The organism is Sphingobium indicum B90A, from assembly GCF_000264945.2.
Lineage (GTDB): Bacteria > Pseudomonadota > Alphaproteobacteria > Sphingomonadales > Sphingomonadaceae > Sphingobium > Sphingobium indicum.
On record NZ_CP013070.1, the window covers coordinates 1,791,424 to 1,808,040 of the forward strand.

22 protein-coding genes are annotated in these 16,617 nt (G+C 65.5%); 11 read left to right on the top strand and 11 right to left on the bottom strand.

Features of this window, described 5'->3' with window-relative positions; all coding sequences use genetic code 11:
• Positions 1 to 24: 24 nt before the first annotated feature.
• Positions 25 to 606, bottom strand: a complete 582-nt coding sequence (locus SIDU_RS08725; protein ID WP_007684660.1) for a PilZ domain-containing protein — start codon at positions 604 to 606, stop codon at positions 25 to 27.
• Positions 607 to 716: 110 nt separating this feature from the next.
• Here SIDU_RS08725 and SIDU_RS08730 point away from each other — a divergent pair, with 110 nt between their 5' ends.
• Complete coding sequence (locus SIDU_RS08730; protein WP_233431883.1) at positions 717 to 1,226, top strand: BLUF domain-containing protein; 510 nt, start codon at positions 717 to 719, stop codon at positions 1,224 to 1,226.
• Between the two features lie 236 nt (positions 1,227 to 1,462).
• Here SIDU_RS08730 and SIDU_RS08735 read toward each other — a convergent pair whose 3' ends face one another.
• A complete protein-coding gene (locus SIDU_RS08735; protein WP_007684658.1) occupies positions 1,463 to 1,849 on the bottom strand; it encodes a response regulator in 387 nt (128 codons plus the stop codon).
• A gap of 70 nt (positions 1,850 to 1,919) precedes the next feature.
• On the opposite strand from SIDU_RS08735, the gene SIDU_RS08740 reads away from it, so the two are divergent.
• Together SIDU_RS08740 and SIDU_RS08745 are read left to right on the top strand one after the other, a co-directional pair.
• A complete protein-coding gene (locus tag SIDU_RS08740; protein ID WP_007684657.1) occupies positions 1,920 to 2,678 on the top strand; it encodes a Crp/Fnr family transcriptional regulator in 759 nt (252 codons plus the stop codon).
• A complete protein-coding gene (locus SIDU_RS08745; protein ID WP_007684656.1) occupies positions 2,675 to 3,604 on the top strand; it encodes an HWE histidine kinase domain-containing protein in 930 nt (309 codons plus the stop codon). The genes SIDU_RS08740 and SIDU_RS08745 overlap by 4 nt, the downstream gene beginning before the upstream one ends.
• A gap of 158 nt (positions 3,605 to 3,762) precedes the next feature.
• Here SIDU_RS08745 and SIDU_RS08750 read toward each other — a convergent pair whose 3' ends face one another.
• On the bottom strand, positions 3,763 to 3,960 hold the full coding sequence (locus tag SIDU_RS08750; protein ID WP_007684655.1) for a hypothetical protein: 198 nt from the start codon (positions 3,958 to 3,960) through the stop codon (positions 3,763 to 3,765).
• Between the two features lie 141 nt (positions 3,961 to 4,101).
• Positions 4,102 to 4,695 (bottom strand): Crp/Fnr family transcriptional regulator, encoded by a 594-nt coding sequence (locus tag SIDU_RS08755; protein ID WP_233431884.1) that lies wholly within the window; start codon positions 4,693 to 4,695, stop codon positions 4,102 to 4,104.
• A 307-nt stretch (positions 4,696 to 5,002) separates the two neighbouring features.
• On the opposite strand from SIDU_RS08755, the gene SIDU_RS08760 reads away from it, so the two are divergent.
• The 5 genes from SIDU_RS08760 to SIDU_RS20005 all read left to right on the top strand — a co-directional run bounded on the left by SIDU_RS08760 (position 5,003) and on the right by SIDU_RS20005 (position 6,363).
• Complete coding sequence (locus SIDU_RS08760; protein ID WP_233431885.1) at positions 5,003 to 5,482, top strand: DUF4142 domain-containing protein; 480 nt, start codon at positions 5,003 to 5,005, stop codon at positions 5,480 to 5,482.
• Entirely contained in the window at positions 5,479 to 5,670 is a 192-nt protein-coding gene (locus tag SIDU_RS08765) for a DUF3606 domain-containing protein (RefSeq protein WP_007684652.1), read from the top strand. Before SIDU_RS08760 ends, SIDU_RS08765 begins: the two co-directional genes overlap by 4 nt.
• 87 nt (positions 5,671 to 5,757) lie before the next feature.
• Positions 5,758 to 5,979, top strand: a complete 222-nt coding sequence (locus SIDU_RS08770; RefSeq protein ID WP_007684649.1) for a hypothetical protein — start codon at positions 5,758 to 5,760, stop codon at positions 5,977 to 5,979.
• Positions 5,980 to 5,989: 10 nt separating this feature from the next.
• Positions 5,990 to 6,214, top strand: coding sequence for a response regulator (locus SIDU_RS20000; RefSeq protein ID WP_233431886.1), 225 nt, complete (start codon positions 5,990 to 5,992; stop codon positions 6,212 to 6,214).
• An 11-nt stretch (positions 6,215 to 6,225) separates the two neighbouring features.
• Positions 6,226 to 6,363: a response regulator gene (locus SIDU_RS20005; protein ID WP_233431887.1), complete on the top strand. Its 138-nt coding sequence runs from the start codon at positions 6,226 to 6,228 to the stop codon at positions 6,361 to 6,363.
• Between the two features lie 9 nt (positions 6,364 to 6,372).
• Here the strand turns inward: SIDU_RS20005 and SIDU_RS08780 are convergent, their stop codons facing one another.
• Genes SIDU_RS08780 through SIDU_RS08810 form a run of 7 tightly spaced genes read right to left on the bottom strand, consistent with a single transcriptional unit; the run spans position 6,373 to position 13,968 of the window.
• Complete coding sequence (locus SIDU_RS08780; protein ID WP_025771675.1) at positions 6,373 to 7,398, bottom strand: NAD-dependent epimerase/dehydratase family protein; 1,026 nt, start codon at positions 7,396 to 7,398, stop codon at positions 6,373 to 6,375.
• Positions 7,399 to 7,430: 32 nt separating this feature from the next.
• Positions 7,431 to 8,507, bottom strand: coding sequence for a CgeB family protein (locus SIDU_RS08785; protein ID WP_007684645.1), 1,077 nt, complete (start codon positions 8,505 to 8,507; stop codon positions 7,431 to 7,433).
• Positions 8,504 to 9,610 (bottom strand): CgeB family protein, encoded by a 1,107-nt coding sequence (locus tag SIDU_RS08790; RefSeq protein ID WP_007684641.1) that lies wholly within the window; start codon positions 9,608 to 9,610, stop codon positions 8,504 to 8,506. The genes SIDU_RS08785 and SIDU_RS08790 overlap by 4 nt, the downstream gene beginning before the upstream one ends.
• A complete protein-coding gene (locus tag SIDU_RS08795) occupies positions 9,607 to 10,710 on the bottom strand; it encodes a CgeB family protein (protein ID WP_007684638.1) in 1,104 nt (367 codons plus the stop codon). The genes SIDU_RS08790 and SIDU_RS08795 overlap by 4 nt, the downstream gene beginning before the upstream one ends.
• On the bottom strand, positions 10,707 to 11,789 hold the full coding sequence (locus SIDU_RS08800) for a glycosyltransferase family 4 protein (RefSeq protein ID WP_007684636.1): 1,083 nt from the start codon (positions 11,787 to 11,789) through the stop codon (positions 10,707 to 10,709). The genes SIDU_RS08795 and SIDU_RS08800 overlap by 4 nt, the downstream gene beginning before the upstream one ends.
• Positions 11,786 to 12,859: an SDR family NAD(P)-dependent oxidoreductase gene (locus SIDU_RS08805; RefSeq protein WP_007684633.1), complete on the bottom strand. Its 1,074-nt coding sequence runs from the start codon at positions 12,857 to 12,859 to the stop codon at positions 11,786 to 11,788. Before SIDU_RS08805 ends, SIDU_RS08800 begins: the two co-directional genes overlap by 4 nt.
• A complete protein-coding gene (locus SIDU_RS08810; RefSeq protein WP_007684631.1) occupies positions 12,856 to 13,968 on the bottom strand; it encodes an NAD-dependent epimerase/dehydratase family protein in 1,113 nt (370 codons plus the stop codon). Before SIDU_RS08810 ends, SIDU_RS08805 begins: the two co-directional genes overlap by 4 nt.
• A gap of 272 nt (positions 13,969 to 14,240) precedes the next feature.
• Here SIDU_RS08810 and SIDU_RS08815 point away from each other — a divergent pair, with 272 nt between their 5' ends.
• From SIDU_RS08815 to SIDU_RS08825, 3 genes are read left to right on the top strand one after another with little or no spacing between them, the layout of a single operon-like run.
• Complete coding sequence (locus SIDU_RS08815) at positions 14,241 to 14,867, top strand: histidine phosphatase family protein (RefSeq protein WP_007684629.1); 627 nt, start codon at positions 14,241 to 14,243, stop codon at positions 14,865 to 14,867.
• Complete coding sequence (locus SIDU_RS08820; RefSeq protein WP_007684626.1) at positions 14,864 to 15,688, top strand: TIGR04290 family methyltransferase; 825 nt, start codon at positions 14,864 to 14,866, stop codon at positions 15,686 to 15,688. The genes SIDU_RS08815 and SIDU_RS08820 overlap by 4 nt, the downstream gene beginning before the upstream one ends.
• On the top strand, positions 15,685 to 16,608 hold the full coding sequence (locus SIDU_RS08825) for a glycoside hydrolase 5 family protein (RefSeq protein WP_007684624.1): 924 nt from the start codon (positions 15,685 to 15,687) through the stop codon (positions 16,606 to 16,608). Before SIDU_RS08820 ends, SIDU_RS08825 begins: the two co-directional genes overlap by 4 nt.
• Positions 16,609 to 16,617: the final 9 nt, after the last annotated feature.

Sequence of the window (16,617 nt, forward strand, 5' to 3'; positions counted from 1 at the left end):
CGCCTCCGATCCTTTTTTTTCGCGTCAGTTCGTCGTCGCCCGGCGGGTTTCGAAGAAGACCCCAATCATTCCGCCGCTCGACCATTGCACCCGCCCCATTCGTATATCCAGACCACGGGTTTTCACAAGCAGGCGCGTGCCTTCGCTTAGCCCGCCCACCTCGATCATCATTCCCTCTGCGGAAAGATTGCGGATCGTCCCGATCAGCACGGGCGTCGATGTCACCAGGGTGGCGGAGAAATTGACCGCCAGACGCAGGCTGCGCGGCTGATATCGGTTGGGCGCGGCGTTCGGGTCGGGTTCCTCGCCCGGAATCCAGGGCAACGTCTCCTCCAGCAGGAGACCGCATTGGGAACCGTTGATCCAGCGCACCTCCGCCGTGCGGAAGCTGGCGTCGTCGAAACTCACATGAACCTGCTGATGCAGGCCCAGCGACAGGGCGCATCGCCCGCTCAGCCCCGCATGCGACACATTCTCGACCGACAGGTTCGCTTCCTCGACGACCGGATAGAGCAGCGCCGTCTTGAAGACGGTCTGCCGCGGATGCCGGCGTTTCTCCATCATCGCGCCCTTGTCGTCGGACGCCTTTTCCAGCGGCTCGGTCATACAGGTTCCCCCAGATTCGTGGAATCCCTTAAACGGTTGAACTTGTAGGCCGATTATCGCGGCAATAAGTATTTTTACGGTGTCGGCCGGAACAGTTCCATTAACCGTGCATGTCTATATTTGCCGGGCCATTTTTACCCGACTTTTCCACGCCACCGCAAGCCCCGCCTTTACTTTCCTCAGACAAATGGCATCATTGCGGCATGTTCACTCGATGGTCCTATATTAGCACCAGCCAGTTCGATGCAACCCACGTTGAAAAACACATACAAGAAATCGTCGATATCTCCATCCCACGCAATCGTTCGCTGGACGTGACCGGCGCGCTCCTGTTCACGGGCAACCGCTTCGCCCAATATCTGGAGGGCGCGCCGTCTGCCATCGAAGAACTGAAGGCAAGCATATTGCGCGATCCGCGACATGGCGAAATTCGCACGATCGCATCGGGCGAAACCCCGCATCGTTATTTCCTCACCTGGTCCCTCGCCTATGCCGGCCCATCCCAATTCGTTTCGGACATCATCGAACGCGCCCTGAACGACGCGTTGGAAAAGGGGGACGAGGGGCTGGAGGCGCTCATCCAGATGATGTCGGAATTTTCGATTCGCGGCCGGGGTTGAGGCCCGTCCCGATCAGTGACGCGCCCGATGCCCGTCAACCTGGAAAGCAGGCGGCGATTAACCCAGATCAGCATTGCTGGGGAACGGCTCGTCCTGCCGCTGGTTGCCCTGCCATGCCGCCCACCCTATCCCTCGACCGTCCGGGCGCCCGCCGATCCGCCGCCATCGTCTCGCAGGCGGGGCTTTGGAACGACCGGGCACATGATCGGTTCGCAAGGAATGGGAGAGTCCCGATGTCAGAGCCGATGGCCGGTCCCGGCCAGAACCGCATCGATCGCCTTCAATATGTCGGCGGGGGAATAGGGCTTGGCGACCCGCCTGCATCCCCGGCAGTTCGTCGGCAGGCTCTGCTCGTCACAGCCGGTCACGATGATCACCGGCACGGACCGCGCGGTCAGTTCGTCGATCAGGGGATAGCTCATCTCCCCCCGCAGATTGACGTCGAACAGGGCGATGTCGGGCAGTTGCGCCGCAATCGCCTTGAGCGCGCCGAACAGGCTGCCATGCGGCCCCATCACCGAAAACCCCTCCTCGACCAGCAAGACGCCAAGATCGCTCGAGAGAAAATAATCCTCCTCCACCACCAGCACGCGAACCGTGCCGGGGGCCGCCCCTTTCGTCATTCATCTCTCCTCTCCCGCAAGCCGTCGCACGGGAATGAGCGACGAAAAACAACATAGGTGAAAACGCGCCATGTCATCGCTCGATATCCCGCATGCCGCGATGAAGGATAGCATCACTACCCTCAACCTGGCGGCGCACTGGCCACTTGGCCGGCGCGACCGGGACATGATCAACGCGCTGGCATGCCGCACGCTCCCGCCGCTGCGCACCGGCACGGACCTGTTCGCCCAGGGTGACCGGCTGACCTCCATCTTCCTCCTGCTGGAGGGATGGGCCGCCCGGTACAAGATGCTGGAGGACGGCCGCCGCCAGATCGTCAGCCTGCTGCTGCCCGGCGACCTGTGCGATCCCTTCTGTTTCCTGCTGCATCGCGCCGACCATGGCGTCACCGCGCTCACGCCGATCAAGGTGGCGGAAGTCGGTCGCAACCAGTTCGAGGAGATCGCGCTCAGCCATCCCGAAGTCACGAGGGCGATGTGGATCAACGCCCTGATCACCGCCTCCATCCAACGCGAATGGTGCGTCAATCTGGGCCGCCGCACCGCGCTGGAGCGGTTCAGCCACCTCTTCTGCGAACTCTATCACCGGCTGCTGACGGTAGGCCTCGTCAGCGGCGGCGGCTTCCACTTTCCCGTCACGCAGCTTGAACTGGCGGACGCAACGGGATTGACGATGGTGCACACCAACAGGATATTGCAGGAAATGCGTCGTCAACGGCTGATAGAATTGCACCGGCGCCATCTCGTCGTGCCGGACCTGGCAGCGCTGGAGCGCGTCTGCGCCTTCGACCCGTACTATCTGCATCCGGCGGCGCAAGAGACATCGTGACGACACCATCCCCGACCGACGGCTGGAGCGACTTTCTCGCCCTCTTCGATGCATGCCCCCTGCCCCAGGTCCAGGTCGGGCCGGACGACGCCATATTGCGCGCCAATGCGGCGTTGACGGAACTGCTGGGCATCCGGCCGGAGCGGCTGATCGGCGGGCGGCTGGTCGTCCCGGCATCGGGCGAGTCCGCGGCGCGGCTGAGCTGGGACGACGGAAAATGCGAGGCGCGGCTGTTCGCCGCCGTGCTGGTGGCGACGCCCGACTATCGCATCTGCGTCGTCCAGTTCAGTAATGTCGACGCCATGGAAGCAGCGGCGCGGCAATATCTGCTACGCAACGTGCAGCATCGGCTGCGCAACCTGATCGCTTCCGTCCGCTCCATCTTTCGGCGGACGGCCGCCACCAGCGATTCCATCGACCATCTCACCAGCCATTTCCTGGGACGGCTGGACGCCATCGCCCGGATCGAATCCAATCTGGCCCTGGCGGAACGGCACGGCCTTGAACTGCACGACCTGGTCATGGACGAATTGGCGGCGTTCGCCGTCAGGGCCGGGGAACAGGCTTTTCTGGAGGGGCCGGACATCCGGCTGCGCACCTCGGCCGCGACGACATTGGCTCTCGCCTTTCACGAATTGGGCAATAATTCCATCAAATATGGCGCGCTGGGGTCGGATGGGGGCCAGGTCTGGCTCCGCTGGTGGAGCGATCGCGAACAGGCCGTGCCGATGCTGCGCATCCTGTGGGAGGAAAAGAGCAGTGATGCCCCCCCGGCGGTCCGCCGTTCCGGCTTCGGCACGGAGCTGCTGACGAAGACGATCCCGTTCGAACTGGATGGTTCGGGCACCATCGACTGGACGCCCGACGCGTTCAAGGTGCACATCAGCCTGCCCATGACCAAGAGGCTGCTCCACCCCAGCGACTAGGGCGTGTGGGGATTCAGTCCATGGCGGGCTGCAAATAGCGGCTTTCTGCGCTTCCGGTGCTCACGTACTGAAGTACGCTGCGCGCCAGTTCTCGAAATCCACTATTTTCGCCGCGCCCTGAACTGAATCCCCACACACCCTAGGCTATATGGCCGGTTTCACCGCTTTTCGTTCGGCGTCAGGCCCTCATGGTCGTCGGCGCGGTTCTCGCCCGTCTGCTGGTCTTCCTTCAGCACGTCATGGTGCCAGAAATTGCGCCCGATGAAGACGACGGCGATCACCAGCAGGACAATCCCCACCACCCAGATCGCCGCCCACCCGAGACGCCGGTCGCTGGGCCGTTCCGGTTCATGCATACGGCGGTCCTTCCCGTTTCGCGGCATCGAAGGCCAGGCATGACGATTATGCCTCATCCTCCACAGCATGGCGGCGGGCGATCCCTTCCTGCCCCGATGCCGTCCCTGTTCTTCGGCACCCGCCTCTGCCGGCGCTTCCCATCATCCCGCCATGTCGTGACCCGTCAGGGCGGCGACTTCGCGCAGGGCCGGAAGCTCCGGTATCCGCAGCCATTTGGATTGCAGTTCCACCAGACCTCGCGCGCGCATGGATTGCAGCGTCCTGTTCACATGAACCGGGGTCAGCCCGGTCATGTCGGCGATTTCCATCTGCGTCAGCGGCATGGCGCATTGCTGGCCATAGGCAAGGCCCGCCTGCCGCATGCGTTCGAACAGTTCCAGCAGCAGGTGCGCCACCCGTTCCAGCGCCGTCTTGCGCCCCAGGGTGACGAGCCAGTTGGCCTGCCGCTCGATCGTGCCGGACAGCGCTTGCCAGAAGCCGTGCCGCCCATCGAAACCGGCGTGCGACGGTATGCGGCAGGGCAACCGCAGCGCCCTCACATTGGTGATCGCCACCACCGGCTGGGACGACACGCCGCCCAGCGCCCATTGCGGGTCGCAATAATCCCCCGGCAGGTACAGCGCGGTGATCTGGCGGCGGCCGTCCGACAACAGCCGGTAACGGCACGCCCACCCTTCCTGAACATACAGCATGGCATCGGGCTTCTCATTCTCCCGCGCCAGAAACTGATGCATTCGGAAATGAACCTGGTTTTCGCTTTCGGCAACCTGGCTTAACATGGACTACTCCCTGTTAAGCCCCCCTGGATCAATGTCGATTGAACCTGACCCCACCATAGCGGTTCTGGTTCATGCCGGATTCACTTATGTTTGCATGATGGAAATAATTTGGATGGAACGAGGAAAAGAGCCGATGAACGTGGCGCATCCCCCCGGCGCTCCTCTGGAAATTGCCGTCCGCCTAATCCAGGTTATCGTGCCGGCGTCAGGTCGCGGAACCGCAAAGCCGGCGAAATCGCTGGATCGGCAGGAGGAACGATCCATGTCCAGAATGCTCTTTCTGATGCCGCTGATGGCGCTCGCCACGCCTGCCGCCGCTGCGGAATCGCCCGCCGCCTATCTGGGCAAGGCAGGCGCGGGCGACCTGTTCGAGCAGACGTCCAGCAAGATCGTGCTGGAAACGACCAGCGACGCCAGGGTCAAGAGCTTCGCCACCATGATGATCGGGGATCACGGGAAGAGCACCGCCATGCTTAAGAGCGCGGCGGCGGCCTCCGACGTCAAGGCGCCGCCGCCCGGCCTGACGCCCGACCAGCAGGCGAAGGTCGCGGCGCTGAAGCAGGCAAGGGGCGTTGCCCGCGACACCCTCTACTGGCAGCAGCAGAAGGCGGCCCACGCCCAGGCGCTGCAACTGCACCAGGATTATGCCGCCAATGGCTCCAATCGTTCGCTCAAGGATGCGGCGGCGAAGATCGTGCCCGTGGTGAAACATCATATCGATCTCTTGAACGCGGGCCGATGACCGACGTCCGCACCCTCTCCGCCCCCGCCGCTCCAGCGGACCTCAAGCATGTCTCGCTGGATCGGGAGGGGGATGCGCGCTACTGGCAGCAGCGTTTCGGCACGTCGCGGGCCCGGCTGGAGCAAGCGGTCGAGCGGGTCGGCCATCATGTCAATGCCATAGCGGAGTTCCTTCACCGCAGGCGCTGAGCGACAAAAGATCGGCACGAACCGCGCCTTGCCGGGAACCAGCCTGTCCGCGTGCCTGTTCTCTCCCCAAGGAAAGGAGAGATTGCGATGCACAAGGAAGAGGAAGACGGCCGCGTCGTCACCCATGTCTCGCGGCAGGAGGCGCGGAGCGGGGCTTCCACCCATGTCACCCGCTATGTCCTGGGCATCAGCCTGGCGTTGGTCGTGATCGCCTTCGCCATCCTGCTGGCGGGCGGTTTCTTCAACACCGCCGGGACGGGCGCCGACGGATCGCATCAGGCCAGCCCCGCCGAAGCGGGCGGCAACTGAGGACGGACGGATGGACGATACCGCTCTCGCGGCCCAGACGGTGCTGATCGTCGAGGACGACTATTATCTTGCCTTCGACACTGCGGACGCGCTGCGCGACGCGGGAGCCGGAATATTGGGCCCTTTCCCGACCGAGGAGAAGGCCATGGACGCGATCCGGCTGGGAGGCCCTCCGCCGCCGTGCTGGACATCAATCTGGGGAACGGCCCCTCCTTTCGCCTCGCCCGGCTGCTGAAGGAACGGGGCGTGCCGTTCCTCTTCCTGACCGGCTATGACGAGGAAGTCATACCGTCCGATCTCAACGACGTCCTGCGGCTGCAAAAGCCCATCGCCCCCAGGGAAATCGTCGCCTCGCTCGCCTGGCGCCGCCAGGGCAGCGCCTGACGCCCGGCTTCATTCCGCCGCGATGCCCGCCCCTTCGACGAAGGACGCGCATGCGAATCCCGGCGCGCGGTCATAAAGTTCCTTCTCAAAAAAGGCGCAGGTGATCGCCAGCCCCTCGCTCAGGGGAACGCGGGGTTCCCAACCAAGCAACTGGCTCGCCCGGCGGATGTCCGGCCTGCGCCGGCGCGGATCGTCCACCGGCAGCGGCTGGAAGACGACCTGCGACCGCGTGCCGGTGGCCGCCACCACCTGGTCCAGCAGTTGCAGGATGCTGTATTCCTCCGGATTGCCCAGATTGACGGGCGCCATGTCGGACAAGGGCGCCTCCATCAATCGGATCAGCCCGTCGACCATGTCCGACACGAAGCAGAAGCTGCGCGTCTGCGATCCGTCGCCATAGATGGTGATGGCGTCGCCCGACAACGCCTGGCAGACGAGGTTGGAGATCACGCGGCCATCGTCGGGATGCATGTTCGGGCCATAGGTGTTGAAGATCCGCGCCACCCGCACATCGGCGCGGCCCAGCCGGGCGAAGTCGAAGGCCATGGCCTCCGCCGCGCGCTTGCCCTCGTCATAGCAGGCGCGGGGGCCGGTGCAGTTCACCCAGCCACGATAGTCCTCGCGCTGGGGATGCGCCTCCGGATCGCCATAGACCTCGCTGGTGGAGGTGAGCAGGAAGCGCGCGCCAACCTGCTCCGCCAGCCGCAGCAGGCGATCGGTTCCGACTACGCTGGTCAGCATCGTATGTTCGGGATCGGCCTGATATTGCGGCGGCGAAGCCGCGCAGGCGAGATTGTAGATGCGGCTGATGTCGCGCCTGCGCGTGACCGCATCGGGCAGGGGATCGACGATGTCGCCGCGCACGAAGGTGAAGGCGCGATGCCCCTCCAGCATCCGCAGGTTGACCTCCCGCGAGGTCTGGAGGTTGTCGAGGCAGATGACCTCATGCCCTTGATCCAGCAGCGTCCGGCACAGATGCGACCCGATGAAGCCGGCTCCTCCGGCCACCAGGGCTGTTTCACGCTTTCCGTTCATCGACCCTCCGTCCTTTTCTGTCCTGTCGTTCTTCATTCGGCGGCCGCCATGTCCCGCGTGCGCATCCGGGCGGCCCCCTGCAGCCAGTTTTCCAGCTCGGCGGCGCGGTTGCGCGATATATGCCGGTCCAGGATGCGGCGGCGGGCGGCCTCGCCTATATCGGCGCGATCCTCATGCAGGGCGACGATCACCTGCTCCGGATTCCAGGCGAAGATGATTTCGCGATTGGGCTCCAGCAGTTCGTTGAGTCCCGGCCAGACGTCGGAGATGATCGGCGTGCCGCAGGCCGCCGCCTCGAACAGCCGGACGGAGGGGGACCAGCCCGCCTCGATCATGTCGGCGCGCGTGACGTTCAGCGTGTAGCGCGAGGCGGAATAGAAAGCGGCGTGGTCGTGCGGGGCGAGATGCTCGATCCGCTCCACATTGGCGGGCCAGTCGATGTCATCGGGATATTGCGGCCCGGCGACGACGAAACGCCTGTCGGGCAGCAGCCGCGCCGGTTCGATCAGCAGCTTCTCCAGGGTGGGCTGGCGATCCGGGCTGTAGGTGCCGAGATAGGAGAGATCCCATTTCTTCGGCACGTCCATCGGCCGATAGGCCGACGCATCCACCGAGCAATAGAGCGCCCGCGCCATGGGGGAACGATAATGCCGCTCCAGCAGGTCGAGCGTGGGGCCGCCGGTGAAGGAGCAATAGCAGTCATAGCCCGCGATCAGTTCCGCCGACAGATAGTCGCACCGCCCTTCGCGCAGCGCCGCCAGCGTGACGGGCGTATCGATGTCGTAGAAGGCGGTGACCCCGCGCGCGGTGCGCTGCACATAATGGCCGACCGCGATGCCGTCGGGCACATAGGAGCCGACCATGACCGCATCCGCCGTCTCGATCTCATGCCGCCAATCTTCCAGCGCTTCCACGCTGTCGTAGAATTCCAGCCGGCAGAAGGCGGGATCGATGAGGTCGCGCTGGCCGGCATACCAGGGGACGTCCCGCTCCAGGAAGCGTATCTCATGCCCGCGCCCGGCAAAGGCGGAGAGCAGGGCACGGAAGGTCGTGGCATGACCATTGCCCCAGGATGAAGACAGGCTGAGGCCGAGGACGACGAGTTTCATGCTCCCTCCATCTGATGCTGCCTGGCGGCGCGCCGCCCGGATCGGTCGCGCAGGATTTCGTCGACCTGATGCCCGCGCAGTTCATAGCTGTGTTCGGCCCGGACACGGGCGAGCGCCGCCTGTCCGATCGCCCGCGCCCGCTCCGGCGTCAGCGCCGCCAGATGATCCGCCACATCCTGCCCGTCGCGGGCGACCAGTACCTCCTCGTCCGGGGTCAGGAACATCTCTATCCCCTCCCACGCATCGGTGATCAGGCAGGCCCCTGCTCCCGCCGCCTCGAACACGCGGGTCGCGGGGGAAAAGCCGATATGCGCCATGCTGTCGCGGGCAACGTTCAGCACGGCCAGCGGGCTGCAATTGAAGGCGTTGTGCTCGGCGGTGTAGATATGGCCGCGATGGCGGACATTGCCGGGCATCGCCTTGCTATCCCAGCCATTGCCGCCGATCAGGAATTGCCGGCCGGGCAACAAGGCGGCGGGTTTCAGGAAGAATTCCTCCACCCGCGCCTCCCGGTCGGGCAGGCGGTTGCCAAGGAAGGCGAGATCGGCGGTGAAGCGCGGATCGGGCGGCACGGGATGATGGCTCTGCGGATCGAGCGCATTGTAGACGGGAACGCACTCCACCGCGCCGAAGCCGCGATAGGCGTTCACCACCGGATCGCCGCCGCCATAGGTCAGCACCATGTCGAGTCCGGGCAAGGCGCGGCGCACGGCATGGTCCGGATCGGCGCGCATCTCGTCCAGCGTCGCGGCGGCGTCCACATCCCAGAAGATGCGCAGCGCATGGGGCCGGGCGCGGCGCATGACGCCGTCCAGCAGCTCGTCGTCGAACACGCCGACGCCGCTGGCCTTCACGACGACGTCGGCCTCGGCGGCCTCGTCCATCACGCCCTTCAGCGCGTCCGGCGTCGCGGGATAGACCACCACGCGCGCCCAGTCGGGCGGGTCGATGTCACGATGCTGCTGCCGGTCGAAGGCATCCGGTTCATAGAATGCGATGCGATGGCCATGCCGGGCAAGCTGCTCCAATATCCCGCGATAATAGGTGGCTGCGCCGTTCCAGTAGGAGGAAAGCAGGCTGGAGCCGTAAAAGGCGATCTTCATGCAACGCTCCTGATCGGCTGCGCGTCGAGCGACGCCGTGATGTCCATCAGCTGCTGCGCGCGATGGGCGCAGCTATGGCGGCTGCGGATCGTCTCCAATCCGTTGCGGACGAGGCTGGCGCGAAGGTCCGCATCCTCGCTGATGGCGCGCATATGGCTCTTCATCTCGTCGCCGGTCCGGGCGAAGAGGAAATCCTCGCCGGGCCGGAACAGCCCTTCGCTGTCGTCCCAAGGGGCGGACAGCAACGGAATGCCGCAGGCCAGCGCCTCGAACACCCGGATCGTCGGAATGCCGGGCAGAAGCTGCGTATAATAGCGGCGCGGCACATGAACGGTGGCAAGGTGGCGGGCGAAGACCTCCGGCGCGGCGGCATTGGGCGCCCAGCCATGATAGGCGACGCCGTAGCGTTCCAGCGTCGCCAGCGCCTCCTGAGGATAGCGCACGCCATAGATGTCGAGCGGGAGCTTCGCCTGCCGCGCCGGGCGGAAGAGGTAATCCTCCAGCTCGGCGGTACGCTCCCCATCGCCCCAGTTGCCGATCCAGACGAGGCCGCTTTTCTCACCGGGCAAGGGACGGAAATGCCTTGTGTCGGCGGCTTCATGCCAAGTCCAGACGCACTCGCCCCAGCCCCAGCTTCGATAGACTTCCGACAAGGCCTCGCCGAACGCCAGCACACCGTCATAGCCCGACAGGTCGAACGCCCGGATCGCATCCGGATCGGACACGGCGCGATGATGGGTGTCATGGAACAGCAGGGTGAAATCGCTCCGCCCCGCCCGGATCAGGCCGAGCGCGCCGACCAGCGACGGTTCGTTCCATTCATGGACGATGACGAGGTCGGCGCCGTCGACCAGCGCGACCAGATCGTCCTTCATGCCATAGCCTTGGGCACGGAGTTCGGGATAGGCCTGACGATAGGCGGCGAGCCCCTCCTCCCCATGGTCGGACAGGAGGTTGGCGAGGCTCCAATTGCCCTCCGGCTCCAGCGCCAGCACGTCATGGCCCATGGCCGCGAGTTCGCGCAGCACGCCGCGCAGGAAATGGGCATTGCCGTGGTTCCAGCAGGACAGCAGCGAATGGGTGAAATAGAGGATCTTCATGCGGCCACCTTCCGCTGGACGGCGCGATAATGGCCGGCCATGTGCGCGGCCGTGGCGGCGGGGGTGTAGGCGCCCGCCCGCGTCTGGGCGCGCTGGCCCATTTCCACGCGGGTGGCGCCGTCGCCCAGCAATTCCTCTATCGCCCAGGCGAAGCCCTGCGCGTCGCGAGGATGGACGAAGATGGCGGCGCCATCCCATAGCTCCCGGAAAGTCGGAATATCGGACAGCAGCAGCGCGCAACCGGCCAGCGCCGCCTCCAGCACCGCAAGGCCGAAGGGTTCGTAAAGCGCCGCCGAAGCGAAGACCGGCCGGCTGGCCAGATGCCGAGCCAGCGCCATGCTGTCGAGCGGGCCGAGCGACACCAGCGAATGCAGACCGATCCCCGCTCCCTGCGGCCCCTCAAGCGGTCCGGCAGCCCTGAACGGCACGGCGATGCGGGCGGCCGCCTCATCCAGCACCCGGATATTCTTGCCCTCGTCCCAGAGGCGACCGGCCGTGAACACATGGTCCTGCATCGCCTGCGGCTTCACTGGAAAGGACCGGCCATTATGGACCGCCATGGGGAGCACGCCATAGCGGCGGCGCGCCGCCTCCGCAAAAGCCATGCTGGGCGCGATGACGCGGGTCGCCTGCCGAAGGCCGGCCGCGACCAGCGCCGCGCGCCAGTTGAAATCCTCCGGCATGGGACCGCCGCGCACCGCTTCCCACCAGGTCGCGACGCAACTGTGCAGCAGCGCGATCACCGGGCAGGGATAACGGCCGGCGCTGACCAGCGCCGGCGTATGCAGTTGCACCGCGTCGACGCGAAGGTCGCCCGCCATTTCCGCCAGCCGCGCTTCGGCCTGCACGATGGGCGCCGCTTCCGCCGCAAGCCATTCGAGTTCGAGGCCGGTTTCCACCAGATGGCAATTGGCTATGGCCGCCGCCTCCGCCCGCTGCGCCTCGCTCAGCGCAGGCCCCATGACGGCCAGCGTCACCTGATAGCCATGGGGCTGGAGCGCGCGGATCAGGTCGGTCGAATATTGCCAGACGCCGCCCACCGCGTCGGCGGACAGCAGCAGATGCCCGCCGCCCCTCACAGCGCGCTCGCGGTCATCAGCCTGGGCCCGGCGCTCTCCGCCCGCTCCTCCATCAGCCAGCGGGCCAGATCGGCCACGCCCTGCCGCCAGGGCTTGCGCGCCTTCAGGTTCAGCGCCGTGCGCGCCGCGCCGGTGTCAGCGACGAAATAGCGCTGGTCGCCCGCCCGCCAGGGCGCGAAGTCGGGCACGATGGACTTGCCCAGATGGACGCCGATAAAGGCCAGGATCTGCCGCAGGCTGACGGCATTGTCCGGCCCGCCGCCCAGGTTGAAGGCGCGGCCGCTCACCCGTCCGATCTGCCGCCAGACCGCCAGATAGGCGTCCACCGCATCCTGCACGTCCAATATGTCGCGCACCTGATGACCGTCGCCATAAAGGGTGATCGGTCGCCCCTCCAGGGCGCTGATCAGGAAATGCGCGACCCAGCCCTGATCCTCCGTCCCCATCTGCCGCCGGCCGTAGATGCAGCTCATGCGCAGCACAGCGGCGGGCAGATCGAAACTGCGTGCATAATCCAGCACATATTGGTCCGCCGCGCCCTTGGAACAGCCATAGGGGGTATGGAAATCGAGCGGGCGGCTCTCGTCGATGCCATTGGCGCGCAGATGCTCGGCAGCTGGCAGATAAGCGCCGTCGATCAGCGGGAAGTCGAGATCCTCCAGCCCGCCATAGACCTTGTTGGTGGAGGCGAAGATCACGGGCGGCGGCGCGGCGCGGCGGCGCGCCGCCTCCAGCACGTTGAGCGTGCCGAGCGCGTTCACCTCGAAGTCGGCGCGCGGGTCGGTGAAGCTGGTGGTGACGGCGACCTGCGCGGCCATGTGGAAGACCGCCTTCGCGCCGGCGACCGCCCGGTCCACCGCCGCATCGTCCCGCACATCGGCGATGACCGGCGTGATCGCGGCGCCGTGGCGCTGCTCCAGCCAGGCAAGGTTGCGCTCGACACCGGGCCGGGCCAGCGAGTCATAGACGACGACCTGCTCGCCCTCCCCCGCCAGCCGGTCGGCGATGTTGCAGCCGATGAAACCGGCCCCGCCCGTGACCAGCACGGGCCTTCCGTCGGCGCGCTTCACGCGACCAGCCCCCGCGCTTCCAGCTCCGCCCGCGCCTGATTGACGCGGTCGTCGGCGGTCTGCCGCGCCACCCATTCGGCCAGCACGGCAAGGCCCTGCTGGAAGTCCTGCCGCGCCTTGAAGCCCAGCACTTCCTCCGCCTTGCCGGTGTCGCAGAAGCAATGGCGGATGTCGCCGGTCCGCGCCTTGCCGACAATTTCGGGTTCCCCATCGTTCCGGCCCATCGCCAGCGCAAGCGATTGCGCCACTTCGGTGACGGAACGGTCCTGCCCGGAACCGATGTTGAAGGTGCCGCCCGCCGCCTGCGGCAGTTCCAGCGCGTCGGCAAAGGCGCGCGCCACGTCGCCGACATGCACGAAGTCGCGGCGCTGCCCGCCATCCTCGAAGATCATCGGCTTCTGCCCGTTCAGCAGGCGGGACGCGAAGATCGCCAGCACGCCGGTATAGGGGTTGGAAAGTGCCTGCCCCGGCCCATAGACGTTGAACAGGCGCAGGCAGACGCCCTCCATGCCATAGGGCGCGGTCATGATATGGGTCGTGCGTTCCTGCACATATTTGTTGAGCGCGTAGATGGAGGCGAGATTGGGCTGCTTCCATTCCGGCGTGGCGATGGGCGTAAGCGGGCGACCCTGTCGGTCGACCGGATCCCAGATCTTCTGATTGTCGCGGATCGACCCGCGCTCCGCGTCCTGGACGATCCGGCCATCCTCGTCGCGGTACAGCCCCTCGCCATAGATGCTCATCGAGGAGGCTGTCACCACGCGCCGCACCGGACGGTCGATCAGCCGTTCGAAGAGGACGGCGGTGCCGACGTCGTTGACCGAGGTATAGCGCTCCACCTCATACATGGACTGGCCGACCCCGACTTCGGCGGCGAGGTGGATGACGGCGTCGACACCCTGCAAGGCGCGGTCCACCGCATGGCCGTTGCGTATGTCGGCGCGGATCAGCTCGACCTCCGGATCGAGGTCGGCCGGCCGTTCAATGTCTCCGTGAACCTGCTCTATCATGCTGTCCAGCACGCGAACGGCATGGCCGCGTGCCAGCAATTCCCGGCAAACCGTCCGGCCGATGAAGCCGGCGCCACCCGTGACAAGTATCTTTTCCACGGCCGCTCCCCTCATTGATGATGATTTGCCAAGGATTGGCTGCGGGAACGTTCCATTCCCCGCAACCGTGGCAACGGGACCATCAACATCTTCTTCTACCGCCAGGTTCCGGTAATATTTCGAGAAATCCTTTAATATCCACTCAGTACAAACTCATGAGAATAATCTATGTTATACGGGTGACACACAAGTTATTCACGATGTTTCCATTTACCTTTTTGAGAATTACGTCTATGGAACTTTCCTTCTCCCGATCCTGTTAAGCAGCATCTATGTTGATGCTGTCTTCCTCCCGCGAACCGCCGCTTACCTGCTTTCACCTGATCCGGCATGGGATGCATGGCGAATATGGGCGGCTGTTGAGCGGGCGGGCGGGCATGTCGCCCCTCACCGCGCGCGGCCGCGTGCAGGCAGCCGGCGTCGCGGCATGGCGTGGCCTGCACGGCATAGACGCCATCCATGCCAGCCCGCGCCGGCGCACGGTGGAAACCGCGTCGATCATCGCCCAAGCCCTGGGGCTGGAGGTCGTCATCGCCCCCGATCTGGACGAGGTCGATTTCGGCTCCTGGAACGGACGGTCCTTTCCGGAACTGGAGCAAGACCCGCGCTGGCGCGATTGGAACCGCAGCCGCTCCACCAGCGCGACGCCGGGCGGAGAGACGATGGGCGGCGCAGTCGCCCGGACCGTCCGGCATCTGGAAACGGTCGCGCGGGAAAACACGGGGGCCACCATCCTCTGCGTCACCCATTGCGACATCATCCGCGGGACGATCGCGCATTATCTCGGCCTCAGCCTCGACAATCTGCTGAGGTTCGAAGTCGATCCCGGTTCGATCAGCACGATCCTGCTGGGGTCGGCCGGCGGCAGCGTGACCCGATTGAACGAGGTGCCCGCATGAAGACAGTGAATCTCGCAGCCGACCGCAAGACCGACGCGTTGCGCCGCCAGATCGAGGAATTGGGCCCATGGTTCCACAATCTTCGCATCGGCGGCATGGAAACCGCGCCGGACCATTTCCTGGGCGATTATCCCGCCTTCAAGTTCGCGCGCTTTGCGGACGCCATTCCCGAAGACCTGTCGGGAAAATCGGTGCTCGACATCGGCTGCAACGCCGGCTTCTATTCGATCGAGATGAAACGCCGCGGCGCGGCGGAAGTCCTCGGCATCGATTCCGACGACCGCTATCTTGCCCAGGCCCGTTTCGCCGCCGAAGCGCTGGGCCATGACGGCATCGAGTTCCGCAACCTGTCCGTCTATGATGTCGGAAAGCTCGGCCGCCGCTTCGACCTCGTGATCTTCATGGGCGTGCTCTACCATCTGCGGCACCCTCTGCTCGCGCTCGACCTGATCCGCGAGCATGTGGCGGGCGACATGATGCTGTTCCAGACGATGCAGCAGGGTTCGTCCGACGTGCTGCTGGTGCCGGAGGATCACCCTTTCCACGTCCCCGGCACCAGCCGCCCGCCCGGCTTCTTCGACAATCCGGCCTATCCGCGCCTGCACTTCATCGAACGGAAATTCGCGCATGACTGGACCAACTGGTGGGCCCCGAACAAGGCCGGCGCGCAGGCGCTGCTGCGCGCCGCCGGCTTCACCATAGAGGCCGAGCCGGAGGAGGAAGTCTATCTCTGCCGCGCCGCCCCGGTCCCGTTCGGGGAGCTGATGGGCAGGCCGGCCGTCTATCCAGCCAAAGGACCAGAGGAGGGAACCGACGCATGATCGAAGCCGCGATGATCTGGAACGAACCCAACAACAAGTCGCATTGGGACCCGGAGGTCGACCCCGACTGGTCGCTCTATGCCGACATGGTGATCCGCGCGGGCGCCGCAATTGCCGACGCCAATCCCGCCGTGACCCGCGTGCTGGGCGGCATGTCGCCCATCGATCCGCATTGGGTGAACCGGATGCGCGACCATGGTGCGCTGGACGCGGTGGATGTCGTGGCGGTGCACGGCTTCCCGCTCGACTGGAACCTCTGGCCGCTCAACGACTGGCCGGCCAGGATCGCGGAGATCGAGGCGGTGGCGCCCGACAAGCCGGTCTGGGTGACGGAGGTCGGCGTCGGCTCCTTCGGCGCGGAGGAAGTGCAGGTCTTCGGCCTCAACCGCACCGCCGAACTGCTGATCGGGCGGGTGCCGCGCATCTACTGGTACAGCCTCTACGACCTGCCGCAGGAATGGGGCGCGACCACGCGCCATCGCGAGGCGGAAGGATCGAGCTATTACCGCCATTTCTACATGGGGCTGATCCGCGCCGACGGCACGCCCAAGCCCGCACTGGAGGACTATGCCAGGGTCGCTGGCGAGATGGGGCTGATGCAATGGTTCCATTTCAATGATCCGCGCCTGAACGATGCCGTCGACTGGATGAAGCGGCTGGGGGTGAAGCAGTTGCGCACCGGCCTGAGCTGGGCCGACAGCTTCCGTCCCAATGCGGTCGACTGGTTCGACCGGCAGATGGAGGCGCTCGGCGATTTCGACGTCACCGTCACCTTCTGCTTCACGCCCGAACATCTGGGCATCGCCCCCCATCACAGCAGCGCGGTCCACGATCCGCAGGCCTTCGCGGATTTCTGCGCCTGGATGATCGACCGCTACGCCCCGGCATCGGCCGCCCAGCCGGTCGCCCGCACCGCCTGACGGAGACGC

Excerpts from the sequence above, each read along its gene's own strand:
- SIDU_RS08725 (WP_007684660.1), bottom strand. The coding sequence starts at position 606 with ATGACCGAGCCGCTGGAAAAGGCGTCCGACGACAAGGGCGCGATGATG.
- SIDU_RS08730 (WP_233431883.1), top strand. The coding sequence starts at position 717 with ATGTCTATATTTGCCGGGCCATTTTTACCCGACTTTTCCACGCCACCG.
- SIDU_RS08735 (WP_007684658.1), bottom strand. The coding sequence starts at position 1,849 with ATGACGAAAGGGGCGGCCCCCGGCACGGTTCGCGTGCTGGTGGTGGAG.
- SIDU_RS08740 (WP_007684657.1), top strand. The coding sequence starts at position 1,920 with ATGTCATCGCTCGATATCCCGCATGCCGCGATGAAGGATAGCATCACT.
- SIDU_RS08750 (WP_007684655.1), bottom strand. The coding sequence starts at position 3,960 with ATGCATGAACCGGAACGGCCCAGCGACCGGCGTCTCGGGTGGGCGGCG.
- SIDU_RS08755 (WP_233431884.1), bottom strand. The coding sequence starts at position 4,695 with ATGCATCAGTTTCTGGCGCGGGAGAATGAGAAGCCCGATGCCATGCTG.
- SIDU_RS08760 (WP_233431885.1), top strand. The coding sequence starts at position 5,003 with ATGTCCAGAATGCTCTTTCTGATGCCGCTGATGGCGCTCGCCACGCCT.
- SIDU_RS08765 (WP_007684652.1), top strand. The coding sequence starts at position 5,479 with ATGACCGACGTCCGCACCCTCTCCGCCCCCGCCGCTCCAGCGGACCTC.
- SIDU_RS08770 (WP_007684649.1), top strand. The coding sequence starts at position 5,758 with ATGCACAAGGAAGAGGAAGACGGCCGCGTCGTCACCCATGTCTCGCGG.
- SIDU_RS20000 (WP_233431886.1), top strand. The coding sequence starts at position 5,990 with ATGGACGATACCGCTCTCGCGGCCCAGACGGTGCTGATCGTCGAGGAC.
- SIDU_RS08780 (WP_025771675.1), bottom strand. The coding sequence starts at position 7,398 with ATGAACGGAAAGCGTGAAACAGCCCTGGTGGCCGGAGGAGCCGGCTTC.
- SIDU_RS08785 (WP_007684645.1), bottom strand. The coding sequence starts at position 8,507 with ATGAAACTCGTCGTCCTCGGCCTCAGCCTGTCTTCATCCTGGGGCAAT.
- SIDU_RS08790 (WP_007684641.1), bottom strand. The coding sequence starts at position 9,610 with ATGAAGATCGCCTTTTACGGCTCCAGCCTGCTTTCCTCCTACTGGAAC.
- SIDU_RS08795 (WP_007684638.1), bottom strand. The coding sequence starts at position 10,710 with ATGAAGATCCTCTATTTCACCCATTCGCTGCTGTCCTGCTGGAACCAC.
- SIDU_RS08815 (WP_007684629.1), top strand. The coding sequence starts at position 14,241 with ATGTTGATGCTGTCTTCCTCCCGCGAACCGCCGCTTACCTGCTTTCAC.
- SIDU_RS08820 (WP_007684626.1), top strand. The coding sequence starts at position 14,864 with ATGAAGACAGTGAATCTCGCAGCCGACCGCAAGACCGACGCGTTGCGC.
- SIDU_RS08825 (WP_007684624.1), top strand. The coding sequence starts at position 15,685 with ATGATCGAAGCCGCGATGATCTGGAACGAACCCAACAACAAGTCGCAT.